This window comes from Flavobacterium sp. AG291 (assembly GCF_003350375.1).
In the GTDB taxonomy this organism is placed as follows: domain Bacteria; phylum Bacteroidota; class Bacteroidia; order Flavobacteriales; family Flavobacteriaceae; genus Flavobacterium; species Flavobacterium suzhouense.
In genome coordinates this window covers 41,275-66,435 of the sequence record NZ_QQAR01000009.1, presented here as the reverse complement: position 1 = coordinate 66,435, position 25,161 = coordinate 41,275, and the positions used below count along the sequence as shown (strand labels likewise).

Here is a 25,161-nt window from a genome sequence, read left to right as displayed (position 1 = left end):
ACTGTTTAAATTATGAAGAGAATTTCTGGTTTATTCTTAGTGGCGCTAATGAGCGGCGCTACGACTCTGGGAGCTTACAAACTGGTATTTGATAACGACACACCATCATCTGCCTTATCAATAGCTCCAACTAATTATTCAAGGACTGTAGGTTTTAACGGTGCAGAACCGGCCGACTTTACCGCTGCCGCCGATCAGGCCGTGCACACGGTGGTTCACGTGAAGAATGTTACTTATTCGAACCAGCCCCGTAACATGATGGAATATATTTATGGTTACCGTAGTGCAGAACCTACCCCACAAGTAGGAACGGGATCGGGAGTAATAATTACCGAAGACGGTTACATAGTTACCAACAACCACGTGGTGGAAAATGCTTCGGAGCTTGAAGTTACCCTGAACAATAACAAGACCTACAAAGCTAAACTTGTTGGAACCGATTCAAAGATGGATATCGCTCTACTGAAAGTTGACACTAAAGACAAACTACCGTTTGCCACTTTTGGCAACTCAGACGATATTAAAGTAGGCGAATGGGTACTGGCAGTAGGTAACCCTTATAACCTTACCAGTACTGTTACCGCAGGTATCGTTTCGGCGAAAGCCAGAAACCTGAGCAAAGACGGAATTCAGTCGTTCATCCAGACGGATGCAGCAGTAAACCCGGGTAATAGTGGTGGTGCATTGGTTAACACTAAAGGTCAACTAATAGGTATCAATACCATGATTACATCTATGACCGGATCGTATGTAGGTTACTCTTTTGCCGTACCTTCTAACATTACACGCAAGATTATTGAAGATCTTATGGAATATGGTAATGTACAACGAGGTATTCTTGGTGTACAGGGTGGTGAACTTAACAGCGCTATGGCAAACGATCTTGGTGTTAGCGAAACTCAGGGCTTTTATGTAAATGATGTAACTGCCGATTCAGGCGCTAAAAAAGCCGGCATTAAAAAAGGAGATATTATTGTAGATATTGATGGTAAACCTGTAAATGGTTTTGCCGATTTGAATGCTGCCATTATAACCAAACGTCCTAATGATGTGGTAAGGGTTAAAATACACCGTGACGGAGATGTGCTTACCATTCCGGTTAAGCTTACCAAAAATGAGGTTAACACCTTTACCTATAGCGGACTTGAACTTGAAGACCTAAGCGCAGCCGAGAAGAAAAAACTCAACATTACTTATGGTATCAGGATCAAGGAAATTACCGATGAGCAATATATGCCTTACTACGACGAGTTAAAAGACGGAGTAATTTTGAGTATTGGCAACATAAAAGCTAAAGACATTGAAACCGTATCTAAGCTGCTTTCCAACAAAGGCCCTAACGACCGTGTAAGGGTACAGATGATAACTAAAAATGGCGAGTTGGTACGTTTTATAATGTAACTGCCCCCTAACCCCCAAAGGGGGAATACAACATCTAAACTCCGAATATATTTCGGAGTTTTTTTATGGTTCTACATATTTATCTTTGGGTTATCGCGACTTGGCTCCCCCTTTTTGGGGTAGGGGTCTTGGTTTTATTTTTACAACCTAATCATAACCTTTATTAAATAGTAAAACAACGTACGCTCTTTACTTTTGCAGAAATATCCCTAAAAATGAAGAAAAAGACTTTCCGAAAACTGGAAATAGTATTACACTTTGTTACTGTATTCATCCTTATCATCAAAGGCGTTGACGAGATGAGCAGACGATTGTATTTTCCGGGGTGCATTATTTTAGGGCTGGCCATTACCATACTTATCATTACCATATTCTGGAAAACACTCTATATTTCCCCAAAAAATGCAAGACAGATATGTTATTATCTCGAAGCTCCCGCACTACTCATCACTTCCTATGTACTATATCTTGAAGACAAGCCTTTTTTACCCCATCTTTTCTTAACTGCAGCGCTACTTTACCCTATGGTTGGCTTTTTATCTTCAAAAAAACCAAAAGACCTTAAAAAACATGGTTTTTAAATTATAAATCAGATCGTTAACATAAAATAACATTCAATAGCATAAGCTAACCATCTTAGCTGATTGGCTATTATACATTTGTCTTATAAATATTTAAAAATAAGACAATGAAAACCAATACAATTATCAGGCAAACTCTTTTAGGGACTGCTTTACTACTTACAGGCTATACAAATGCACAGCAACCTAAAGGTTTTGGCAAAACAATCGAAAATCCATGTTCAGCCATACAGTATGACAGCTATTTAAAAACAGCTAAAGGAAGAACACAAACCGAAGCCCAATTTGAACAATGGCTTGCTCCAAAAATTGAAGACCTGCGTCGTAACAAAACGCTTCAGAAATCAGGCAATAATGTAGTAACGCTTCCTATTGTAGTTCACGTGATTCATGATGGAGACGCTATTGGTGAGAATGAAAACATCAGTGACGAGCAGGTATTATCACAAATTACTATTTTCAACAACGATTTCAGAAGATTATTAGACTCCCCGGGATATGTAGAAGGCAATGCCGGAACGGACACTGAAATTGAATTCTGCCTCGCCCAACGCGATCCTGATGGCAACCCTACCAATGGTATTGACCGCATATACCGTAACAAAGTCAGCTGGGGAATGACAGCTATAGAAACACAACTAAAGCCTGAAACACAATGGGACCCTGAAAAATACATCAACATATGGGTTTGTAATTTTGGTGGCGATCTTTATGGCGTTGGCGGCTATGCATTCTTTCCGGAAGGATCGGGTCTTGAAGGTCTTGAAGGTGCAGAATCGTATGCTGAAAACGACGGTGTAACCATGTACTACAAGTGTTTTGGATCATCCGACCTTGCGCCTGAAGGTATTTACATTCCGGGAATGGACAAAGGCCGTGCAGCAGTTCACGAAATGGGACACTTTTTTGGACTCAGACATATTTGGGGGGATGGCGAAGACTGTACAGCCACTGATTATTGTGAAGACACCCCTACTGCTATTGCTATGAATATAAGCTGCGAACCTGTAGATTCCTGTCCGGATGATCCCGGTTTTGACATGATTGAGAATTACATGGACTATACGCCAGATGAATGTAAAAGCATATTTACACAAAACCAGAAAGAGAGAATGTGGGCTACACTCCAAAATGCGCAACGCAGAGGAACACTTATAACATCTGATGCTTGCCAGGCACCAACCGCAGGATTGAACAACAACCAATTACAGGGGCTTAATATCTATCCGAACCCCGCAAGAGATGTTCTTAACATAACGTCCGATTTAACAGGCGTAACAGGAAGTTATGAGATTTACAACACGCTTGGACAATCAATTATCAGTAAAAACATAACTTTTGAAGATGCGTTAAATATTGATATTTCAGCATTAAGCCAGGGAATCTATATTTTAAAACTAAACAGGGAAGGAAAAACCAAAACCCTGAAATTCATTAAAGAATAAAGGCAAACAGGGTTCGTGTTTTAGCAGCAAAGATCATAGTGATGGATACAGACTGTTAAAATCCTGTAGGTGATTAATTGATGGAGGGCGGCAGCAATGCCGCTCTTTTTTTGTGCTTACTTTATTACTTAAATATATAAATGAGAAACCCCGATAGTGGCGCTACCGGGGTCTCTACTGTTCAAATCAATTAATTAACTATTTACTCTCTTATTACTTTTATTGTTTTAGAAGCATTTTCAGTATTTACCTTAACCATGTAGGTACCAGACGCCAATTGTGAAAGATTTACTGTCACTGCATTGCTGTTATAATTACCTGAAAGTACTTTTTGACCAACAAGGCTGTATACCTCTACTCCTGTAATGTTTTCAGAATAACTTAAGTTAAGTACATCTTTAACAGGGTTTGGATGATAGCTGAAGTTAACCATATTGAAATTCTCTCTGTCAAGAATGATTTCAACTGTTACCTCAAAAGGTTCCGATGTACATGCACCCACAGTTACAGTAGCATAATAAACAGTATCATCAGTAACTTCTGTAGATGGGCTAAGCGGATTAGTACCAGCTTCGGCATCATCTTCAGTTGCATATACCGTTACTGTTCCCTGAACATCAGTATAGATCTCAAGATCTTCTAAAGTTGCAGTATTTTCAAGAATTATTACCACATCCTCCGGAGTTTCAAGAGTTTCCACAGTTACCATAAATGAAGTCTCATCTGTACAAGATACAGTAGCGGCACTATCCTGGGCATATACATATATTGTCATTGATGAGTTAATTACACTTCCGGCAGGTAGCGTTGTTCCGGCACCGCCTGTTTGTGTATGATAAGTATTATTAGCTGATAGTTCAGGTAATGTATATAAATCACATACCACTACATCTTCAAATTCATCAGCAACTGCATTAAGTACTGTTACAGTGAACGATGTCTCTGCAACACATGCATCATTATCCTCTGAAACACCATAAATATAAATTGTTTGTGTACTTGTAATTACATCTCCCTCAGCAAGCATATCTCCCATTCCCGAAACCTGAGTATAATAAGAACCACTTGTTAAAGCAGGAAGAGCATATTCAGAACATACTACAACATCATCAAGCTGATCTACCTCATAAGGGTTAACAGTAACTGTAAATGAATTTTCTGCACTACAATCACCGTCTGCACTATATACAAATAATGTAGTAGTTGCATTTACAGAAGTACCTGCAGCAAGCATATCTCCCTGACCTCCCTGTTGTGTATAATACGCACCATTAGTAAGTGCCGGAAGTACATAATCAGTACATGTTACAACATCATCCGGAGCATCAGCCACAGGATTGTATATAGTAACTGTAAAACTATTCTCATCAAAACATGTTGTAGTACCGACAAACGCATATAAAGTCGTTGTCTGCGATATAACAGTACCTGCAGGAAGTGTATCACCCCCTCCACCGGCAGCTGTATGGTATGAACCATTTGGTAACGCAGGAAGCGTATAAGAGCCACAAGCATCTACATCATCCGGCTCAGCAGCAACAGGGTTACTCACAGTTATTAGGAATGAGTTTTCAGCACTACATCCGTTTGCGGTATTATATACATATAGTGTAGTTGTAGCGTTTATTACAGTACCTGCTGCGACAACAGTACCTCCACCGCCAGTAGCTGTACGGTAAACACCGTTTGTTAATGCAGGAAGTGTATAAGACACACATGCAGTAACATCCGCAGGATCATCTACAGGTACCACTGTAAAGTTAACCATTACAGCTGCCCTTGCAGTACCTTCACATACGTTAGTTTGTGAAGCATAATAAGTAGTGTTGTTAGTTAAGGTAGTAGTTGAAGCAAGTGGAGTACCTCCTGAAGCAACATTATACCATTTAACTGCTGTTCCGGTAGCAACAAGATTAGCAACAGTAGCATTAGAGCAAACAGTTTGCGTAGCTGCTGCTGTAGGAGCCGCTGTTGTACATTGTGTAATATTAACTAGATAGTCTTCAACCTGTCCATAACCACCATTTGCGCATGGACCACTAGGATAAGCAGCATACAATTTATACACCCTCATTAAGGTTAAACCTGTAGCCGCATTGGTTGGTATAAAGATAGACGAAGTCGCTGTTACACCATCTGTTCCCGTTGAATTCGTTACTGTTCCAATATTAAAAGATTCACCTGGGTCGTTTAGGTTACCGTTTTTATTAAAATCAATATATACCTTAATGTAAGTTGTAAAGCTTCCATCAGTATTTCCCTGAGCAGAGAAACTGTAAGCCTGACCTGTTGTAACGTTTGCAGGTGGAAGTGCTGTAAAATCCTGCATTGCAGGAGCACCAACCGCTGATGCATCGGTAACATTTGTTAAGTTAGAGAAAACAACTGAAGTGATAGGCTCAACATTATTCGTAAATGAAACGGCACAAGATGTACAGTTAGTACCACTACTGGTAGCCTGAACAGCGGCACTGGTGGTAGACAGTCCGCTTCCTGAACATGTTACAACTGCTCTAAACCAAGGTCCGGCCGAAACGGGCGCACTTAATGTAGCACTCGTAGCGCCAGCAATATTTGTATAGGTAGTTCCGTTTGCAGATCCCTGCCATTGATAAGTAAGTCCCGAAGCACCATAGGCAGGTAATAAACTAATAGAAGCATTTTGCTGATTACAAACAGGGCCATTTAGCAATGTTGCAGTTGATGCAGCAGGTGTTCCTGTACATGCAGGTAGCTGCTGTACCAGACTAACATTGTCCATCGAAAAAAGCACATCAATAAAATCTGAAGTTTGAGCAGCAACACCCGTAACTTTTAAATATACCGGAGAACCCGCTGCAGGTGTGAAAGTTGCCGTTTTAACAGCACAATCAGCAGATACAACATGATTTGCAGAGTTAATAGTGTGAATAGTTGTCCATGGACCTGATAATGAAGTCGCATAAGCAATAGTAACACTTCCCCATTCAAAATTACCAAGCGGTATATAGTCCCAGTAATCAAAAAGTTTATAGCTATAAGTAAGCGTAACAGGTAAACCATTAGAAACGCCTAATGAAGGTGAAGTAGTTACAGCATCTCCGGTATAAAGATCACCATCACCAAAATCCATATAAAAGAATTCTCCAACTAAGCTTTGCCCTTCGCATGACTGAAAGGTATCAGCATAGAAGTCAAGGTCATCCCACCCTCCTTCATCGACATTAAAATTTTGTGTGTAATTAATTTGAGCGTGCCCCGTGACGGAAATTAAAAACGTGCCGAGCAGCACTAAAAGACAGCGTAATTGTGTTTTCATAGGTAATAGGTGATTTAAGTTTTAGCAAGTCATAAACTTAAAGATTTTTTAACATAAAAAATAATATCAAGCACTGATTTTTGTTTGTTTTAACAAAATTTTCACACAAATAGACTTAAAATTTCACAAAAGACAAAAATATGATATTATTTTTTATTGAAATATTAACAATTGAATATCAATTAAATAAAAAAATTAGAACTAAAAACTTATAAAAACCACATTTTATTGAATAACTCTCAATAATCCAATCAAATAAGAAAAAACATAAATAAAAACGACTAATCTTAATTTCCTCGTACTATTATTATCACTGTTTTAACTGATATACAGCTATTTTGAAAATAAAGAAAAAAACTTGCTAAAAAACTTTTACGAAAACGTTTGAAATCAATACTTTTGCACCACTAAACAACACCCTTTAAAACATTATCTTCATGAACAACAATGTATTATACGAAAAAGAGCTTTCTTTTCAAGCTGACAGGCGAAGAGCCGGTGTAGAATTCATTAAAATCGTAAGCGACCTATGGTACGATAAGTCAATCGAGCTTGTACTTTTCAGAAACCAGCTGATAGACAGGAACGTAAGCGATATCATCAACCTGCACGAGTATGCCGGTGAGTTTGTACAGAAACCAATCAACGTATTTGATTCTGTAGAGATCGCACGCGCTATCGAGGCCCTTGATTTACCGCCTTCACGTATAGACATCGGGAAGCTAACGTATGAGTATCACCTTGAAGATGACAAATATAACGACGCGACAGCTTTCGTTATCGACAAGCTGAAAGACGCTAAGGAAAGCAAGAATATCCAGCCTAAAGACGTAGTTCTTTACGGTTTCGGACGTATCGGAAGGCTACTGGCACGTGAGATGATGCACAAAATTGGTAAAGGTAACCAGTTAAGGCTTAGAGCGATAGTAGTTCGTGATAAGGCCGACGCTACCCTACTTGAGAAACGTGCTTCGTTACTACGTTACGATTCGATCCATGGGGATTTTGAAGGCTCGGTAACTGCTGACCCTGAGAACAACGCATTGATAATCAACGGAACTACAGTTCATATTATCACTGCCAGCAACCCTGAGGAGATCGATTATACTAAGTATGGCATCAACAATGCCCTGCTTATCGACAACACAGGTGCATTCACTACAGAAGAGGCGCTACGTCGTCACATGAGCTCACAAGGTGTTGAAAAAGTGCTACTTACGGCTCCTGGTAAGGGTGTTCCAAACATCGTATACGGTGTAAACCACAACGAGTATAACCCTGAAGAAGTAGACATCTACTCTGCTGCGTCGTGTACTACTAACGCTATTACCCCTATCCTTAAGGCAGTTGAGGACACTTTAGGTGTTGTAAAAGGCCACCTGGAGACCATTCACGCCTATACTAACGACCAGAACCTGGTTGACAATATGCACAAGAAATACCGCCGCGGACGTGCTGCTGCCCTTAACATGGTTATCACCGAAACAGGTGCAGGAAGCGCTGTAGCTAAGGCATTACCTTCATTATCAGGTAAGTTAACGTCTAACGCTATCCGTGTACCGGTGCCAAACGGATCGCTTGTAGTGCTTAACCTTGAGGTAGAAAGAGCTACAACAGTAGAGGAAATCAACGAGATCATGAAGCACTACGCCCTTGAGGGTGAACTAGTTGAGCAAATTAAATACTCTATGAACAACGAGCTTGTATCGAGCGATATCGTAGGAACGGCACAGCCTTCAATCTACGACAGCAACGCTACGATTGTGAGCGCAGATGGCAGAAACATAGTACTTTACGTATGGTATGACAACGAATATGGCTATAGCCACCAGGTTATCCGCCTTGCTAAATATATCGCTAAAGTTAGAAGATATACTTACTATTAGTAGATACAAACCAACCGATTTTTATCTCTTAAATCCGCGGGCTACAACCGCGGATTTTTTTATGCTTTTTTTCGAAAATTTTCTGTCATTCTGAACGGCGCGAAGCAAAGTGAAGAATCTCTTAATTCTATAAAATTACACCTACAAAAAAGTGTTAATGTTACGCTTTTTGCTCTCAAAACGCCATTTTCGTGCGTAATATTAGCACCCTTTAAAACACTAATAACCAGCAAACTAATTTTTAATATTACTTTTCGCGACACTAAAAAGTCAGACGTTTTTTGAGTGTTAACGCCATTGCATTTTCCGCAATTCGTTAACATTTGCCCCTCTCGTAATGTAGCCTATCCGGGAATGGATTTACTGCAACCGCTCCTTCAGTAAATTTTTTAACTGCAAAACCGGCTTCAGTAAAGTTGTTGTGGGATGGGGTAATTTTGCAGTCTCAATTTCGTCATTGCGAGCGGAGTGTAACGGAGCGCAGCAATCTCCCGTTCTGTCATTGCAAACGTTCTGTCATTGCAAACGTTCTGTCATTGCGAATGGAGCGTAGCGTAATGCGGCAATCTAAACCTTTGGAACGTGGATTACGCAGATTTAAGCGGATAACCACAAATCGCTCACTCAGCCTTTAAAGCAAGAGTGAAGCTACTGAAAACTGACCACTACTACTGCATACTTTCTCTGGAAGCGAATGGCAAGCGCAACCCGGTAACGGCAGTTATTCATCTAAACACATCTGTTGATAAATATGTTGATAATTAATAGGTTATGATACTATTATTTTAATTTTTCAACTCTAAAATATCTTATCTTGTTGTCTTAAAATAGTAAGAATATGGCGACTGATAAACAAAAACATTTAGAAAAAGTTCTTGAAACTCATAGTATTGATAATTTATCTTACATAGATAAGTTCATTGCAAAAAAAAATTATGTTAAAAAGTGTCTTGATGAGAAATTTAAAGAAGAGAAAGCTTCTAAGAGTATTGATTCAGGGTCTTATGCAAAAAATACAGCTGTAAACACCAAATTTGACATAGACTCTTGTATTCCATTCAGAAAAAAAACTGCAACAAATGAGAAAGGTTATGAAAAACTTAAAGATATGTATAATGCAGTTTTCGACTATTTTAAAAATGAATACGAAGACGACGATCTTGTTGAAAATGGAGTAAGAAAACAAAGGGTATCCATTGGTTTGGAATTTAACATAGATGGAAACACATTCAATATGGATGTTGTCCCCGGCAGAGAAAGGCCTAGTAATGGTGACTACAATGACAGCAACACTGACCTAAGCCTCTATATTCATAATAGAAGTAAACGCGAAAGAGAATTAAAGAAAACCAGTATCAAGACAAATATTAAAAAGCATGTAGATTTATTAGCTAATAGACCTCACGAAAGAAAAGTAGCAAAATTACTTAAAGTATGGAAAATTGAAAGAAAGAAACGTGAAGGCGGAAGATTAATCAAGTCTTTCATGATGGAGCTATATGTGAAAGAGGCATTCGATAAAAATGAAGATTCAATACCAACAGGTTTGTGGGAAAAAACAAAAATGGTAATGAATCATATTATTGACAATATAGAAGACAAACCACTCTGGGATCCTGCAAATTCAAACAATAATGTTGCCAATTCAATGAGTGACAACGCAAAAAAAACTACTAAATCTGATATGAAAAAAACTATTAATGAAGTAGATGCAGATTCAGACAATATAAAACTATATTTCCCCATTAATGAAGAATTTGATAACGAGGATGAGGATGATGAAAATAAAAATTCAGCAGCATCAGTATTAAATACAAGTAAGTTTGGATAAGCAAGAAGCACTTGAGCTAATATCAAGTATCATCAACAGCGACCCTCACATTGAAATAAAAAAATCTTTTATAATTCAAAAAGATAATTTTGTAGGTCAGATAAAAGTTAATTATCTCAATGCTGATTTAGATATATTTGTACTTATACCAACCACTTACCCATTTACGCGTCCTAATTCCGATAATATTTCGATTTATTTTTATAATCCTTGTTTAATTGGTTACAATCATATAAACATAAACGGTACAGTTTGTTTCCACCCTCAAAAGGACGAAAACTTTGAAAGAAAACTACGAGCAGAAATAGTTGGATTAAAGTTATGGATTAAAGATTATTATATCTTGCAAAAGATAGATGAACAATATTCTTACTTAATACATTATACGGGAGGCAACGATACAATTCTAAATTTCACAAATAACCCAAAGAAGTTTAAAAAAGATGAATTTGGATTGTTTAAATACGCTATCAATTCAATTGAAAAGGAAACTAAAGACTCTCCTAATATATATTCAGCTTATCGGTTAGGATTCGATGATAGTGATGACGACTGGTCAAATAGTTTTAAAATTAACTTATACACAAAAGGGACAAAAACTGGTTTATGGTATTTTATAAATGAAGAACCTATAAAGAAATATGACGATAATAGGAGACGCGGTATTGAAACATGGGACGAGTTGTACGATTATTTTACTGATGATTTTATTGACTATTTACATAAAGGAATAAAAAACTTTAATAAAAATTATTTTTTCGAGAATGAACTATTTTTAATGATCGGCTATAAAATTCCAAATGCGGAATCATATGAAGTTCATTGGGATTTAATAAAAATTCCTAAATCAGCTTTTCCGACAACAACAGAAAGGGTTTCTTATACCGAAAGAGTTTCAGGAATAAAATATCGGACAATATTAAAGAATGATAAAATTATATGGGGGAGAACTAATAATATAGATTATACTAGATTTTTTGGAAGAGGTAAGTTTTGTGATAATATTACAAAAGCAAGAATATTATTAATTGGCTGCGGAGCTTTAGGAAGTAATTTAGCAGAGCTGCTTGTTAGAGGAGGAATTAGAACTATATTCTTAGAAGACTTTGATTCTGTAGGATCAGGAAACATTTGCAGAGCTAATTATGTGTTAAGGGATATTGGAAAGAGTAAGCCTGAATCGCTAAAAAATAGATTACTTGAAATATCTCCGTTTGTAAACCTATATAGCTTAGACAAAAAATTGAATTCCACTAATTTAGATCTTCTTGAGAAGGACTTGAATGAAAATGCCGATATTATCTTTGATTGTTCAACAGATCCTGAAGTCACTTATATATTAGATAATATAAATTTTAAAGGAAGATATATTAGTTTAGGAATTACAAATCATGCTAATGAATTAATTTGTGTTACGGGGACGAATTTAACTGAAAAATCGAATCATCTCTATGGTTTTTTCCAAAATGATTTGCCTCTATTATATGAAGGAGCAGGATGCGGATATCCAACTTTTAAAGCAAGTTTTAACGATATAAATTGTTTAATAAATATAGCCCTGAAATATATAAATAGAAAACTCGAAATATACGATGACTTTAGAGATTTTGTTATTAGCTACTCGGAAGAATCTGGTGAACATAAGATAAACAACTATATATCTTTTAAACAAAAATTATCAGATAGTAATATTTACATTTCAAAAGATATTTTAGATGATATCAAAAATCACCTTAATCACCATTATCCAAAAGAATTTGGTGGAGTATTTGTTGGAAAATTATTTCATAACTCTATTTTAATTGAGAAGATTTTAATCCCCGATGATTACAAAAATGGTCGTACAATTTTTGTTCGCCATCCAGGAACTTTAAATCAAAGACTAAAAAGTATATTCGATACAACAAAAGGAAAGGTTGTATACATTGGCGAATGGCACTCTCATCCCGACGGAGCTCCTTTACCCAGTCAGACAGATATTTCTGCCATGAAAGAAATTTCAGAAACAGAATCTATTAATATTACATCGCCCTTACTTATGATTGCTTCAATATCAAAAAAAAAATTTGAAGCTAATTTTTATAAATATTTTGAAAAACAATTATTAAAATATGAGCAACAAAATTAATATAGCAGATTTGTTCAATGGTTTGCAAAAGCAAATGATTGCTCAATTAAATACAAATCGTGATTTTATAGAGCACCCAGGCTCTAAAGGTGATTCTTTAGAGAACACATGGATTGAATGGTTAAGAAAATATCTTCCTAATAGATATTGTATTGATAAAGCAATAGTTATTGACAGCAAGGGTAATTTAAGTCACCAAATAGATTTAGTTATTTATGATCAACACTATACTCCGTTTGTATTTACCCAAAACGGCATACATTATATACCAGCAGAAGGAGTTTATGCAGTGTTTGAAGTTAAGCCCGAGCTAACAAAAGCATATATAGAGTACGCTGGCGAGAAAATAGAAAGTGTGAGAAAACTTCATAGAACCTCAACAAATATAATTGATAGAGGTAAAAAATATGAACCAAGAAGTCTTACAAAGATACTTGGAGGTATATTATGCAGTGTTAGCGCTATAAAAAATGATACTATTGAAAAACACTTAAAGGCATTAACAGGTTTACAAACAATTGATTTAGGATGTTCAATAGAAACAGGATGTTTTTACATCGATTATAAAAATGATGAAGATTTAAATATCAACGATTTTAATGACAGAATTATTGAATACTATGAAAAAAGAGATTATGAATCAACAACATTTAGCAAGAGTGACAAATCATTAGTCACACTATTTCTACAATTAATGAGATATTTACAACAAAGTATAGGGACAGTTGCAGCTATTGATTTGAATGCTTATTCGCAATCAATCAATTTTACAATCGACCCTGAGCCTTGATTATTGCTTCAAAGTTTGCCGCGCTTCACTGCGTTACGCTCGCAATGACAGAACGGTATAAAAACAAAAAAACTCCCCCGCCGCGGCAGAGGAGTTTTCTATATATAAAACTTTATAAAGTCTTACCCTTTTGCGTCTGCGGCGATAAGGTTTAGCGCAGATCCTGCAACGAACCAGCCAATCTGGCCTTCGTTGTATGAGTGGTTTGCCATGATGATGTCTTTTGTGCCATCAGCGTGGATAAACTCAAGCGTAAGCGGTTTGCCCGGTGCGAACTCTTTAAGGTCAGGGAAGTTGATGGTGTCATCCTCCTGAATCTTGTCGTAGTCAGCCTCGTTAGCAAACGTAAGTGCCAGCATACCCTGTTTCTTAAGGTTGGTTTCGTGGATACGTGCAAACGATTTTACAAGTACCGCCTTAACACCTAAGAAACGTGGCTCCATTGCCGCGTGCTCACGTGACGAACCTTCGCCGTAGTTATGGTCACCCACAACGATAGAAGGTATATTAGCCGCTTTGTAAGCGCGTTGTACCGCAGGAACTGCATCATACGCACCTGTAAGCTGGTTTTTCACCGAGTTTGTTTTTTGGTTGTACGCATTCACCGCACCGATAAGCATGTTGTTAGAGATGTTATCAAGGTGACCACGGAAACGTAACCACGGACCTGCCATAGAAATGTGGTCAGTCGTACATTTTCCAAACGCTTTAATAAGCAGTTTAGCACCCATGATGTTCTCACCATCCCATGCCGGGAACGGAGCAAGAAGCTGTAAACGCTCTGATGTAGGGCTAACAGCAACCTGTACGTTAGAACCGTCAGCAGCCGGCGCCTGGTAACCAGGGTCTTCTGCATCAAATCCTTTTGGAGGCAGCTCGTGGCCTGTAGGCTCATCCAGCATTACTTCTTCGCCATTCTCGTTGATAAGCTTGTCCGTAAGTGGGTTAAAGCCAAGGTCACCTGCAATAGCAATAGCTGTTACAAGCTCCGGCGAACCTACAAAGGCAAGCGTGTTAGGGTTACCGTCGGCACGCTTAGAGAAGTTACGGTTAAACGAGTGAACGATAGTGTTACGCTCCTCTTTCTCCGCTCCTTCACGATCCCACATACCAATACATGGTCCGCAGGCATTAGCGAATACCGTACCGCCAATTTTATGGAATAGATCGATAAAACCGTCACGCTCTATAGTATAACGCACTACTTCAGACCCCGGAGTAATCGTGAATTGTGCTTTTGTTTTAAGGTTTTTCTCAGCTACCTGCTTAGCAAGTGAAGCTGAACGCGAAATATCTTCGTATGAAGAGTTCGTACACGAACCGATAAGACCTACCTGAACCTGTAGCGGCCAGTTGTTCTTAGCAGCTTCTTCTTTCATTTTAGAGATAGGCGTAGCTAAATCCGGAGTGAAAGGTCCGTTAAGGTGTGGCTCAAGCTCAGAAAGGTTGATCTCGATAACCTGGTCAAAATATTGCTCAGGGTTAGCGTAAACCTCTGCATCACCGGTAAGGTAAGAAGCAATTTCGTTAGCAGCATCAGCTACATCAGCACGGTTGGTTGCACGCAGGTAACGATCCATAGACTCGTCATACCCAAATGTAGAAGTTGTAGCGCCGATCTCTGCACCCATGTTACAGATAGTACCTTTACCGGTACACGACATAGACGTTGCACCTTCACCAAAGTATTCTACAACAGCACCGGTACCACCTTTTACAGTAAGGATACCCGCCACTTTAAGGATAACGTCTTTTGGAGCTGTCCAGCCTGATAGTTTACCTGTAAGTTTCACACCTATCAGTTTAGGGAATTTAAGTTCCCATGCCATTCCGCTCATTACGTCAACCGCGTCAGCACCACCAACACCGATAGCAAGCATACCAAGTCCGCCCGCATTTACCGTGTGAGAGTCAGTACCAATCATCATACCACCCGGAAAAGCGTAGTTCTCAAGAACTACCTGGTGGATAATACCGGCTCCCGGCTTCCAGAAACCAATACCATATTTGTTAGATATAGAAGAAAGGAAGTCAAAAACTTCATTGCTTTGTTCTTTAGCACGGGCTAAGTCGGTCTTAGCGTCAACTTTAGCCTGGATAAGGTGATCACAGTGTACCGTTGTAGGCACTGCTACCTTAGGTTTTCCGGCGTGCATGAACTGAAGAAGCGCCATCTGTGCCGTAGCATCCTGACACGCAACTCTATCCGGAGCAAAATCCACATAGTCTTTACCCCTTGTAAACTTTTGAGAAGGATTTCCTTCCCAAAGGTGTGAATATAAAATCTTTTCAGAAAGTGTAAGAGGACGTCCTACCAGCTCACGTGCTTTATCTACACGCTCTGCCATAGTCCCGTATACCTTTTTGATCATTTCAATATCAAAAGCCATATCTCTATATTTTAATATTATACGTTTATTTTCCTGAAAACCTGAGCGACTGAATTATCCTACCAACTGCTTGTGAGCCGGAGAGAATTTCGTAAGGTCGATACCTTCTACCGCTGTTTTGTACTCCTCAATTGACGGAATACGTCCTAAAATTGCTGACAATACAACAACCGGCGTAGAAGCTAATAACGATTCTCCTTTTTTGCGCTCGGTATCTTCCACAACGCGTCCCTGGAACAAACGTGTAGAAGTTGCCATTACCGTATCACCTTTAGCCGCTTTTTCCTGGTTACCCATACAAAGGTTACAACCCGGACGCTCAAGGTACATCATATTTTCGTATGTTGTACGTGCTTCGTTTTTAGGCAATAGGTCACTAAACTCAAATCCTGAATATTTCTGCAGTAAATCCCAGTCACCTTCAGCTTTAAGTTCGTCAATGATATTATAAGTAGGAGCTGCAACAACAAGCGGAGCGTTAAACTTCACTTCACCCTGCTGCTCTTCAAGGTTTCTAAGCATCTGAGAAACGATTTTTAAATCCCCTTTGTGAACCATACACGATCCAACAAAACCAAGATCTACTTTTTTATCGCCTCCGTAGTATGAAATAGCACGGATAGTATCGTGAGTATAACGTTTAGAAACGTCGTCGTTGTTTACATCCGGGTCAGCAATCATTGGTTCAGCAATTACGTCAAGGTCGATTACAACTTCAGCGTAGTATTTTGCATTGTTGTCCGGAGTAAGTGCCGGCTTCGTGCCTGTTTGTATCTCTGTGATCCTTTTGTTTGCTCTGTCGATAAGACCTTGCAGTACCTGGTTGTGGTTATCCATACCTTTATCGATCATAATCTGGATTCTGCTCTTAGCAATTTCCAATGATTCGATCAGAGTATTATCCTGTGAAATACAAATTGAAGCTTTCGCTTTCATTTCCGCAGTCCAGTCAGTAAATGTAAATGCCTGATCCGCAAGAAGCGTACCAATGTGAACCTCTATGATTCTACCCTGGAATACGTTTTCACCGTCAAACTGCTGTAGCATTTGCGCCTGAGTAGCATGTACAACATCACGGAAATCCATGTGAGGTTTCATCTCACCTTTGAAAGTAACTTTTACAGACTCCGGAATTGGCATTGAAGCCTCTCCTGTTGCCAGTGCCAGTGCTACCGTACCTGAATCGGCACCAAAAGCAACACCTTTCGACATTCTTGTGTGTGAGTCACCACCAATGATGATTGCCCATTCGTCAACAGTAATATCGTTAAGTACTTTGTGGATAACGTCGGTCATTGAATGATAAACACCTTTAGGGTCACGTGCCGTAATAACACCGAAATCATTCATGAATTTCATTAGTTTCGGGATGTTAGCCTGAGCTTTTTTATCCCAAACCGATGCCGTGTGACATCCTGACTGGTAAGCACCGTCAACGCTTGGCGAAATAACAGTTGCCGCCATAGACTCAAGTTCCTGTGCGGTCATTAAACCTGTTGTATCCTGAGAACCAACAATGTTTACTTTAACACGAACGTCAGAACCTGCATATAGCAATTTGCCCGGTGTTACACCAACAGCATTTTTGTTGAATATTTTTTCTACCGCTGTCAGGCCTTGTCCTTCAACAGAAACTTCTCTTGACGGAGCAAATACCGTTGGAATAGCAATTCCAAGCGTCTGTGCAGCGAATGTTTGTATTTTTTTACCAAACACTACCGCATAAGAACCACCGGCTTTAATGAATTCTAACTTTTGCGGCGTGAACGATTTAGAAAGATCAATCAGTTCCTGATCGCCGTTATATAGTTTTTTCTTCTTTGTATTGATTGTTAAAACTGTTCCTGTAGCAACAGAATAAACTTCCTCTAAAACAGGCTCACCTTTTTCGTTACGAACAAGGCTTCCATCTGCATTTTGCTTTTTAACCCAGTTTTTAAGATCGATTCCTATACCACCTGTAACGTCAACAGTAGTAAGGAAAATCGGAGAAATACCATTTGTACCACCCACGATAGGCGCGATATTCACAAATGGAATGTACGGACTTGCCTGTCTTCCTGTCCAAAGCGCAACGTTGTTCACACCTGACATACGAGATGATCCCACACCCATTGTACCTTTTTCAGCAATAAGCATTACGCTGGCATCAGGGAATTTCGTTTGAAAATCTCTTATTTCCTGTTGTTGCTGCGGCGTCATCATACATAAACCGTGAAGCTCACGGTCAGAACGCGAGTGCGCCTGATTACCCGGCGAAAGTAAATCGGTAGAGATATCCCCTTCAGCAGCCACATAAGTAACCACTTTAATTTCTTCAGGAACTTCAGGAAGTTTTGTAAAAAACTCAGCCTGAGCGTAACTTTCTAAAATTTCTTTAGCAATCGCATTTCCACTTTCATAAGCAGCTTTTAAACGATCTGTATCCGCTTCGTAAAGGAAAACCTGAGTTTTCAATACATCAGCAGCATCTTTAGCGATAGCAGCATCAGCACCAAGGGCCAAATCAAGCAATACCTCGATTGATTTACCACCTTTCATGTGCGACAATAATTCAAAAGCAAATGCAGGCGAAATCTCTTCAACTACAGCTTCGCCAAGAATAATTTCTTTTAAAAACTGTGCTTTTACACCTGCAGCAGGAGTTGTTCCCGGTAAAGTATTATAAATAAAGAACTTAACAGAATCTGTTCTATTTGGATTATCAGTATCTTTTATCTGAGTGATAATCTCACTTAATAATTCAGCTCCGTCAATCGGTTTTGGGTGAAGTCCCAAGGCTTTTCTTTCTTCAATTTCTTTGATATAATCTTTATAAATATTATCAAAAGCCATAAAATAAGTATATTAATGTTCGTTTGTAAAAAGTCTGTAAATTTACTCAATATTGGATGAATTAAAAAATTTTTATTGATTCTTTACTTTCAGGGAATTATTATTTATAAAGATTCTATTTTACTGAAAAAACATCAATAAATTTAAGGATTTCAACCCTTCTTTAAGAAATTGACAACATTTTAATTTTATATTGTCAAATCGTAAACAAACTACTTAAAAAACGAACAAAGCTGTACGCAAACATTTGCGTACAGCCAGCTCTTCTTAAGTACTTTTGATTTTTAAGCAGTTAAAGATTGCTCTCCCCGCATTTCATTTTGTAATGCTATTATAAATTTATAAACCATTACGGTTGCAAATATCACACCTGATCCAAATATCCCGATTCCGACACTAAGTAATTCAAATGCCTGATCATAAAACCTGAACTCCCTGAATTCGGAAAGCACAGCAAACATCATATAAGCACTGATAAGCCCGAGCACTAAACCCAAAGCCACACCAATGATACGCTGCTGCACAAAAAGCTGAATGATTAAAATCGTAACAAAAGTCACAGCAATCCAGTTAACAGTATTACTGGCTATAAAATTTTCAAGAACCCAGTACGTACCGAGTCCAACAAAGAACAGCTCCGGAAGCCGTTGAAGAATTGATTTCATATTTTTGATTGATTGGTTAACTATAAAACTGATAATCAACTATTTTAGTATGAATCAAAAATAAAAAAAACCGCATGCAAATACAGGCGGTTTTAAACTTTTAATGTGATTTTAGAATTTTTAATACGTTACAGTAAGCACACTTTCGTCATAATCTACTTTAGTGGTAACATATTTGTAAACCATCGCTACAGACATAATTATGCCTACAGCAAACAAAACTGAATCCACAGCGTTTATGTTGGTAACATAAAGCGGAGAAACAGCCTCACCATTATCCGCGATAAGCGACAGCAACATATACACCGAGAATGAACCAAAAGCAATACCGTAGATAAGTCCTGCAAGGCGGTTCTTATAAAAGAACTGCACAAACAATAACCAGGTAACGAGTATAGCGAAATAGTTTATACTTCCCACTGTAAAGTAACTTTCAGCTATCCAGAACAGACCTACTCCCATAAAGAATAGCTCGGGGAATGTTCCAAATGTTTTTCTCATATTTTTTCCTGTTGTTATTTAAAGATATAACAATAATAGAACTGTTTCTTTGCAAAAACAAATAAAAAATAAACATTTTATTAACACTCTCGCAAAATGAAGAATATTTACTAAAAAAGCTTTTTGATTATCATTTCTTCAGTAATTCCTTCTGCATCAGCCTTATAATTTTTAATTATACGGTGTCTGAGTATACCGGTAGCTACAGCCTGTACATCTTCAATATCAGGAGAATACTTACCATTTAGCGCAGCATGGGTCTTGGCAGCAAGAATAAGGTTCTGAGAAGCACGCGGGCCCGCTCCCCAATCAAGATATGTATTTACATAAGCATCCGCCAACGGACTTCCCGGCCTTGTCTTACCCACTAGTGTCACAGCATACTCGATTACGTTATCTGCGACAGGTATCCTTCTGATAAGATGCTGAAAATCGAGAATTTCCTGAGCTGTAAACAAAGGCGTTATTTTTACAGTATTATCAGTTGTAGTACTTCTTACCACCTGTAATTCTTCAGCAAATGTAGGATACTCTAATTTTATCGCAAACATAAAACGGTCAAGCTGCGCTTCAGGAAGCGGATAGGTTCCCTCCTGCTCTATAGGGTTTTGAGTTGCCAGTACAAAGTATGGCAGTGACAACTTATGATGATGCCCTGCAATGGTAACCGCTTTTTCCTGCATTGCCTCAAGAAGAGCTGCCTGAGTTTTAGGCGGCGTACGGTTTATCTCGTCTGCAAGGATGATATTCGAAAATATTGGCCCTTTTATAAATTTAAACTGACGGTTCTCATCCAGTATCTCACTACCCAATATATCACTAGGCATCAGATCGGGCGTAAACTGAATACGTTTAAAGTCAAGCCCAAGTGCCTGAGATATGGTGTTTACCATAAGCGTTTTAGCAAGCCCCGGAACACCCACAAGTAATGCGTGGCCACCTGCAAATATACTAAGCACGATTTGCGACACAACCTCGTCCTGACCTACAATTATTTTTGCAATTTCCTGTTTTAATTCTTTTTGTTTCTGAACCAGATTTTGAATGGCTGCTACGTCTGACATATGTATTAGTATTGGATTTAAAAAAGCCACGCTAAAGGGCGTGGCTCAAACTTATAAATATTTTTACTCTTTACCTAAAAGTTTACGACGATAAATCTTATTTATTTTTCAGCCAGTCGTTGGCAAACTGACATTTTCTGTACTCGCCATTTACTTTTATGTAAGTATCTTTTATTTTAGCCTTACTCCATTTAGAGATAGCTTTCATTTGCTTCTCTTTCAGGGCAAGCTCTTTGATTTTTGTATAATCCTGAGCGTAGTCCGCCTGATGCGCATCATAACGCGATACAATCTGCATTAGCTTATAGCTTTTCTCACCTCTGTCACCCTGGGTCAATATCGGCTGAGAAACCTCTTTATCCTTAAGATCTGATACATCATTATAAATATCCGGAGATAATTTTGTAAGCTCAAAACGACTCTCCAGTGTTCTTGGATTCAATAGTAATCCTCCGCTGTTTTTTGTTTCCTTCTCATCTGATTCCGAGCGTGCTGCATCCGCAAAAGAGATTTCACCACTCATAATCTTATTTCTTATCGCTTCAGCTTTTTCTTTAGCTTTCTTTAAAGCTTCAGGAGTAACTTTTGGCGACATTAGTATGTGCCTCACCTCAAGCTCCTGACCTCGCACTTTCTCAATATAAATAAGGTGATAACCAAATTCAGTTTCTACAGGATCTGAAATCTCACCCTCCTGAAGACTAAATGCAGCTTCCTTAAATTCTTTTACAAAAGCAGTTTTCCTGTTCATTTTCAGGAAACCACCGCTTTGTCCGGATGCCCTGTCTTCTGAGTAAAGCACCGCCTTACTGTAAAAACTGGCTCCCTCCTGAATATCTTTCTTAATCTGTTTAAGCCTGTCTATTACCTTTTGCTTTTCTTCCTGAGATATTTCAGGCTTTATTACAATCTGGGCAATTTCCATCTCGGCGCCAAACATTGGCAGATCCTCTTTTTTAAAGCTTGAATAGAACTGTCTTACTTCTTCCGGAGTAATTGTAACCTCATCAATGATCTTTTTCTGCATTTGCTCCGTAAGCTTCTGATTCTTTATCATCTCAAAAAGCTCAGTTCTGAAAGTTTCAATATTCTTCTTTTTAAAGTAAGCCACCATTTTTTGCTCATCACCCAAATGCTCCACAAAATAATCAATCTGCTTATTCATGGTTTCATTCACTTCTGCATCGCTCACAATAATACTATCCTGAATGGCATGGTGCGCATAAAGTTTGTCTTCCATAAGCTTACCCAAAAGTTCACAACGCGGAATATCTTTAACAGGCACATTTTGCGCCTGAAGCTCACGGTACATAAGATCTATATCCGAATCCAGCACAACAAAATCACCCACTACTGCCACTACACCATCCACCTTAGACCTGCCGGTTTTAGGCTGGGGCTTTACAGTATCTTTTGGTGTATCAGGTATTATCTCCTGTGCAACAGCCATATTCATTCCTAAAACTGCAATGGCAAGAAACAGCATAAACCTGTTATTTATAAATCTCATATTCATCGTTTTTAATCGCGTCATCCGTTATCTCTTTTTGAAACTTCTTTATTAACTCCAGTTTCCTGTTATTTATTATCAATTGTTGTAAAGTTGGCCTTATATATTCAAAAGGCGAAACCTGGTTCTTCTCCAGCACCCTTGCCACTTTTACAATATATACGTCGGTAGAATCAGGATACTGGTATGATATTCCACCACTTATATACTTATCGCGATTATCAGGGGTAATAAAAGGCAGTTTCGAATACACCTGATTCATATCTACCCAGGTGGTATCATTAAAAGCGAAACTCTTAAACTGAATTGACATGTCATTAAGTGCTTTCAGGTCTTTTTTATTACCACTCAAAAATCTGCTTCTGATTGCACCAAACTTAGGATGCTCTTTATCAAGCTTAATATATTTAAGCCGTACTAACGTACCCGTAGTCTTAAAATTTTCCTTATTAGCATTGTAATAGGTTGCTAACTCCTCTTTGGTAACAACAGTATCTACCGTTCTTTTTACAACTTCTTCCAGATAAGCTTCGGTGTATAAATCAATCTCATACTGACGTATAAGTTTTTCATACTCGGCTTGTTTATCCTTACTCAGGTTTACCTGTGCTGCATTGTAAAGTAGCTTCTGCGAAGCCCAACGATTAATAAAGCTTTTCACTATAGCAATACTATCCTGCCTGGAAGTACCCGCAGGTACCAGTCCATTAAGTTCTGAAATATCCAGATATTCCTCTCCTACGCGCGCTACTGCATGCGGCTTTTGCTCTTTTTTAAAAAAGCTGCAGGAACTTATGCCCAGCACAAGCAATAACAGTATCGCCCTGTTAATCATTATTGATTAAGTTGTTTTTTTATTCCAGCAAAAACATCCTGATTTACCTGAACTTTAAACTCTTTTTCAAGATCATTAGTCCATGTGCTTTCAAGCTGAACCTGATAGTCATTTATTACACGCCCTTTACACTCATCCAGTGTTTTAGGTCCTGCCGGTAAAACTTTATTCGTTTTTACCACATAAAAATAATTTCCATCCTTAACGACATCAGATATACCAATTTTCCATTCCGGTAGTTTTGGCAATGCATCGCTTTCCTGTTCAAACACGCCTACTTTTTCAAGAATCTCAACTTTACCGTCTTTGTTAAGTTCAGCCTTAATATAATTTGCGTCTTTACCTTTTTTCAGGAATTTTCTTGCCTTAGCCGTGATATCTTCTTTAGTAGATGAATATACTTCAGCATCTACTCTTTGCTTCCATTGGTATTTGTTTATGTTCGCTTTGTAGTAAGTTTCAAGCCCAAGAGTATCTTTTTTTGCTTTTTCCCATATCTCTTTTTCCATCAGGTCAAACAGAAGCAAACCGTCACGGTATTCGTTCATCGTCATGCCAAATTCAGGAAACTCTTTCTCAAGATTATCATCATAATAAGCATTTACTTTTTCATCAGTAAATTTTTCAAACAAAAGGCTCGCCTGCTGAGAAACCGGCTTTACATATAGTTTTTCAGCCCTTTGCTGAGCGTTAACATACGTTAGAAAATCTTTTGCAGTATATTTTTTATCCTTATTGATAGTTAATACTGTCTCACTATACGTATCAATATTTGCAGGTAATTCCCAAACTCTGGTATAGATATTATCATTAATTGCTTTTACAGCTTTAGCATAGGCTTTAGCATCTTTAGAAACAGTATATTTCTTTTTAAGGTTTTCTGTTACCGTAGAAGCAATAAGCTTAGAGCGCTCATCTTTCTTGATTCTGGTTTCAAGTTCAGTTTTAGCCTCATCAAGCGGCTTTAGCTCAATTTTCTCTGTAAGCTTAACAATGTGCCATCCAAACTGTGTTTCAAACGGCTGTGAAAAATCTCCCGGCTTTTTTAATGAAAAAGCATTATCTTCAAACTCAGTAGAGCTCAACTCACCTGAACTGAAACCGTTTAATTTACCTCCAATAGCAGCAGTTGCCTTATCCTGAGAGAATTGTTTTGCAAGTTCAGCAAAATCTTCTCCCTGCTGTAATTTTGTATAAATATCCTGAATCGTCGATTTAGCTTTTGCTGCTTCTTCTGCGTTATCGTTTTTAGGCTTCATGATCATGATATGAGATACAACAACACTACCTCTGTTATCTCTGATATCGTTAACCTTTATAACGTGGTAACCAAAACGAGTCCTCGCTATTTTAGAAATTCCGCCTTTAGGCGTATTGTAAGCAGCAGTTTCGAACGGATAAACCATTCTGAACACTGTAAAATAACCAAGGTCGCCATTATTTTCTTTAGCTGAAGGATCCTGAGAGTATTCTTTAGCCAGTTTTCCAAAGTCTTCACCTGCAAGTGCCCTTTTACGTGCTTCAAGAGCTTTGTTGTACGCTTTCAGTGTATCTGCAGGAACTGCATTTTCATCTACTTTTATAAGTATGTGCGATGCCTTAATTTCCTTTTTAGCACGCGCATAAGCCTCATCAACAAGCTCATCAGTTACTTTAGTATCTGTAAAATAATTTTTAGACAACTGGGTGCGGTAAGACTTAAGTTCTCCCTGATATTTTTTATTATTCTGAAGTCCAAGTTTATTGGCTTTATTAACCTTTAGCTTGTAACCAATGTATAATTTCAGGTAATTGTCAAGGTCTTTTTGAGAGTCATCTTTAACAAGGTCAAGATTTTTCTTGTAAACTCTTACAAACTCATCAGTGTAGTAGGGATTGCCATCAATGGTAAATAATACTTCTTTTTTTACTTCCTGGGCAAAAGTCAGTGCCGAAATACATAGGCAAAGACCTAAAAAAACCTTTTTGAATTTCATTATAAAACTAATTTATATGCTTTAA

17 protein-coding genes are annotated in these 25,161 nt (G+C 38.2%); 8 read left to right on the top strand and 9 right to left on the bottom strand.

Features of this window, described 5'->3' with window-relative positions:
• Positions 1-12 precede the first annotated feature (12 nt).
• The 3 genes from DEU42_RS10590 (at position 13) to DEU42_RS10580 (ending at position 3,427) form a co-directional block, all read left to right on the top strand.
• Complete coding sequence (locus DEU42_RS10590) at positions 13-1,401, top strand: S1C family serine protease (protein ID WP_114758276.1); 1,389 nt, start codon at positions 13-15, stop codon at positions 1,399-1,401.
• A 215-nt stretch (positions 1,402-1,616) separates the two neighbouring features.
• A complete protein-coding gene (locus DEU42_RS10585; RefSeq protein WP_114758275.1) occupies positions 1,617-1,982 on the top strand; it encodes a hypothetical protein in 366 nt (121 codons plus the stop codon).
• A 107-nt stretch (positions 1,983-2,089) separates the two neighbouring features.
• A complete protein-coding gene (locus DEU42_RS10580; RefSeq protein ID WP_114758274.1) occupies positions 2,090-3,427 on the top strand; it encodes a T9SS type A sorting domain-containing protein in 1,338 nt (445 codons plus the stop codon).
• Positions 3,428-3,629: 202 nt separating this feature from the next.
• On the opposite strand, the gene DEU42_RS10575 is transcribed toward DEU42_RS10580, so the two are convergent.
• Complete coding sequence (locus tag DEU42_RS10575; protein ID WP_114758273.1) at positions 3,630-6,725, bottom strand: GEVED domain-containing protein; 3,096 nt, start codon at positions 6,723-6,725, stop codon at positions 3,630-3,632.
• 437 nt (positions 6,726-7,162) lie between these two features.
• On the opposite strand from DEU42_RS10575, the gene DEU42_RS10570 reads away from it, so the two are divergent.
• The 5 genes from DEU42_RS10570 (at position 7,163) to DEU42_RS10555 (ending at position 13,360) form a co-directional block, all read left to right on the top strand.
• Complete coding sequence (locus DEU42_RS10570; protein WP_114758272.1) at positions 7,163-8,611, top strand: glyceraldehyde-3-phosphate dehydrogenase; 1,449 nt, start codon at positions 7,163-7,165, stop codon at positions 8,609-8,611.
• 642 nt (positions 8,612-9,253) lie between these two features.
• On the top strand, positions 9,254-9,376 hold the full coding sequence (locus DEU42_RS17750) for a hypothetical protein (RefSeq protein WP_255418256.1): 123 nt from the start codon (positions 9,254-9,256) through the stop codon (positions 9,374-9,376).
• A gap of 73 nt (positions 9,377-9,449) precedes the next feature.
• Positions 9,450-10,442, top strand: a complete 993-nt coding sequence (locus DEU42_RS10565; protein ID WP_114758271.1) for a nucleotidyltransferase — start codon at positions 9,450-9,452, stop codon at positions 10,440-10,442.
• Positions 10,435-12,570, top strand: coding sequence for a ThiF family adenylyltransferase (locus DEU42_RS10560; RefSeq protein ID WP_114758270.1), 2,136 nt, complete (start codon positions 10,435-10,437; stop codon positions 12,568-12,570). The genes DEU42_RS10565 and DEU42_RS10560 overlap by 8 nt, the downstream gene beginning before the upstream one ends.
• Entirely contained in the window at positions 12,554-13,360 is an 807-nt protein-coding gene (locus DEU42_RS10555) for a DUF6602 domain-containing protein (RefSeq protein WP_114758269.1), read from the top strand. The genes DEU42_RS10560 and DEU42_RS10555 overlap by 17 nt, the downstream gene beginning before the upstream one ends.
• Before the next feature lie 122 nt (positions 13,361-13,482).
• Here the strand turns inward: DEU42_RS10555 and DEU42_RS10550 are convergent, their stop codons facing one another.
• The 8 genes from DEU42_RS10550 to DEU42_RS10515 form a co-directional block, all read right to left on the bottom strand.
• Positions 13,483-15,750: an aconitate hydratase gene (locus DEU42_RS10550; RefSeq protein WP_114758268.1), complete on the bottom strand. Its 2,268-nt coding sequence runs from the start codon at positions 15,748-15,750 to the stop codon at positions 13,483-13,485.
• Positions 15,751-15,804: 54 nt separating this feature from the next.
• Positions 15,805-18,585, bottom strand: a complete 2,781-nt coding sequence (locus tag DEU42_RS10545) for a bifunctional aconitate hydratase 2/2-methylisocitrate dehydratase (RefSeq protein WP_114758267.1) — start codon at positions 18,583-18,585, stop codon at positions 15,805-15,807.
• Between the two features lie 284 nt (positions 18,586-18,869).
• Complete coding sequence (locus tag DEU42_RS10540; RefSeq protein ID WP_114758266.1) at positions 18,870-19,250, bottom strand: hypothetical protein; 381 nt, start codon at positions 19,248-19,250, stop codon at positions 18,870-18,872.
• 120 nt (positions 19,251-19,370) lie between these two features.
• Positions 19,371-19,751: a hypothetical protein gene (locus DEU42_RS10535; protein ID WP_114758265.1), complete on the bottom strand. Its 381-nt coding sequence runs from the start codon at positions 19,749-19,751 to the stop codon at positions 19,371-19,373.
• Between the two features lie 110 nt (positions 19,752-19,861).
• Positions 19,862-20,815, bottom strand: a complete 954-nt coding sequence (locus DEU42_RS10530) for an AAA family ATPase (protein WP_114758264.1) — start codon at positions 20,813-20,815, stop codon at positions 19,862-19,864.
• Between the two features lie 97 nt (positions 20,816-20,912).
• The gene (locus DEU42_RS10525; protein WP_114758391.1) at positions 20,913-22,325 is read right to left on the bottom strand and encodes a peptidylprolyl isomerase; all 1,413 of its coding nucleotides are present in this window, start codon (positions 22,323-22,325) and stop codon (positions 20,913-20,915) included.
• Complete coding sequence (locus DEU42_RS10520; RefSeq protein WP_114758263.1) at positions 22,309-23,160, bottom strand: peptidylprolyl isomerase; 852 nt, start codon at positions 23,158-23,160, stop codon at positions 22,309-22,311. The genes DEU42_RS10525 and DEU42_RS10520 overlap by 17 nt, the downstream gene beginning before the upstream one ends.
• Positions 23,160-25,136, bottom strand: a complete 1,977-nt coding sequence (locus DEU42_RS10515) for a peptidylprolyl isomerase (protein ID WP_114758262.1) — start codon at positions 25,134-25,136, stop codon at positions 23,160-23,162. The genes DEU42_RS10520 and DEU42_RS10515 overlap by 1 nt, the downstream gene beginning before the upstream one ends.
• Between the last annotated feature and the right edge of the window lie 25 nt (positions 25,137-25,161).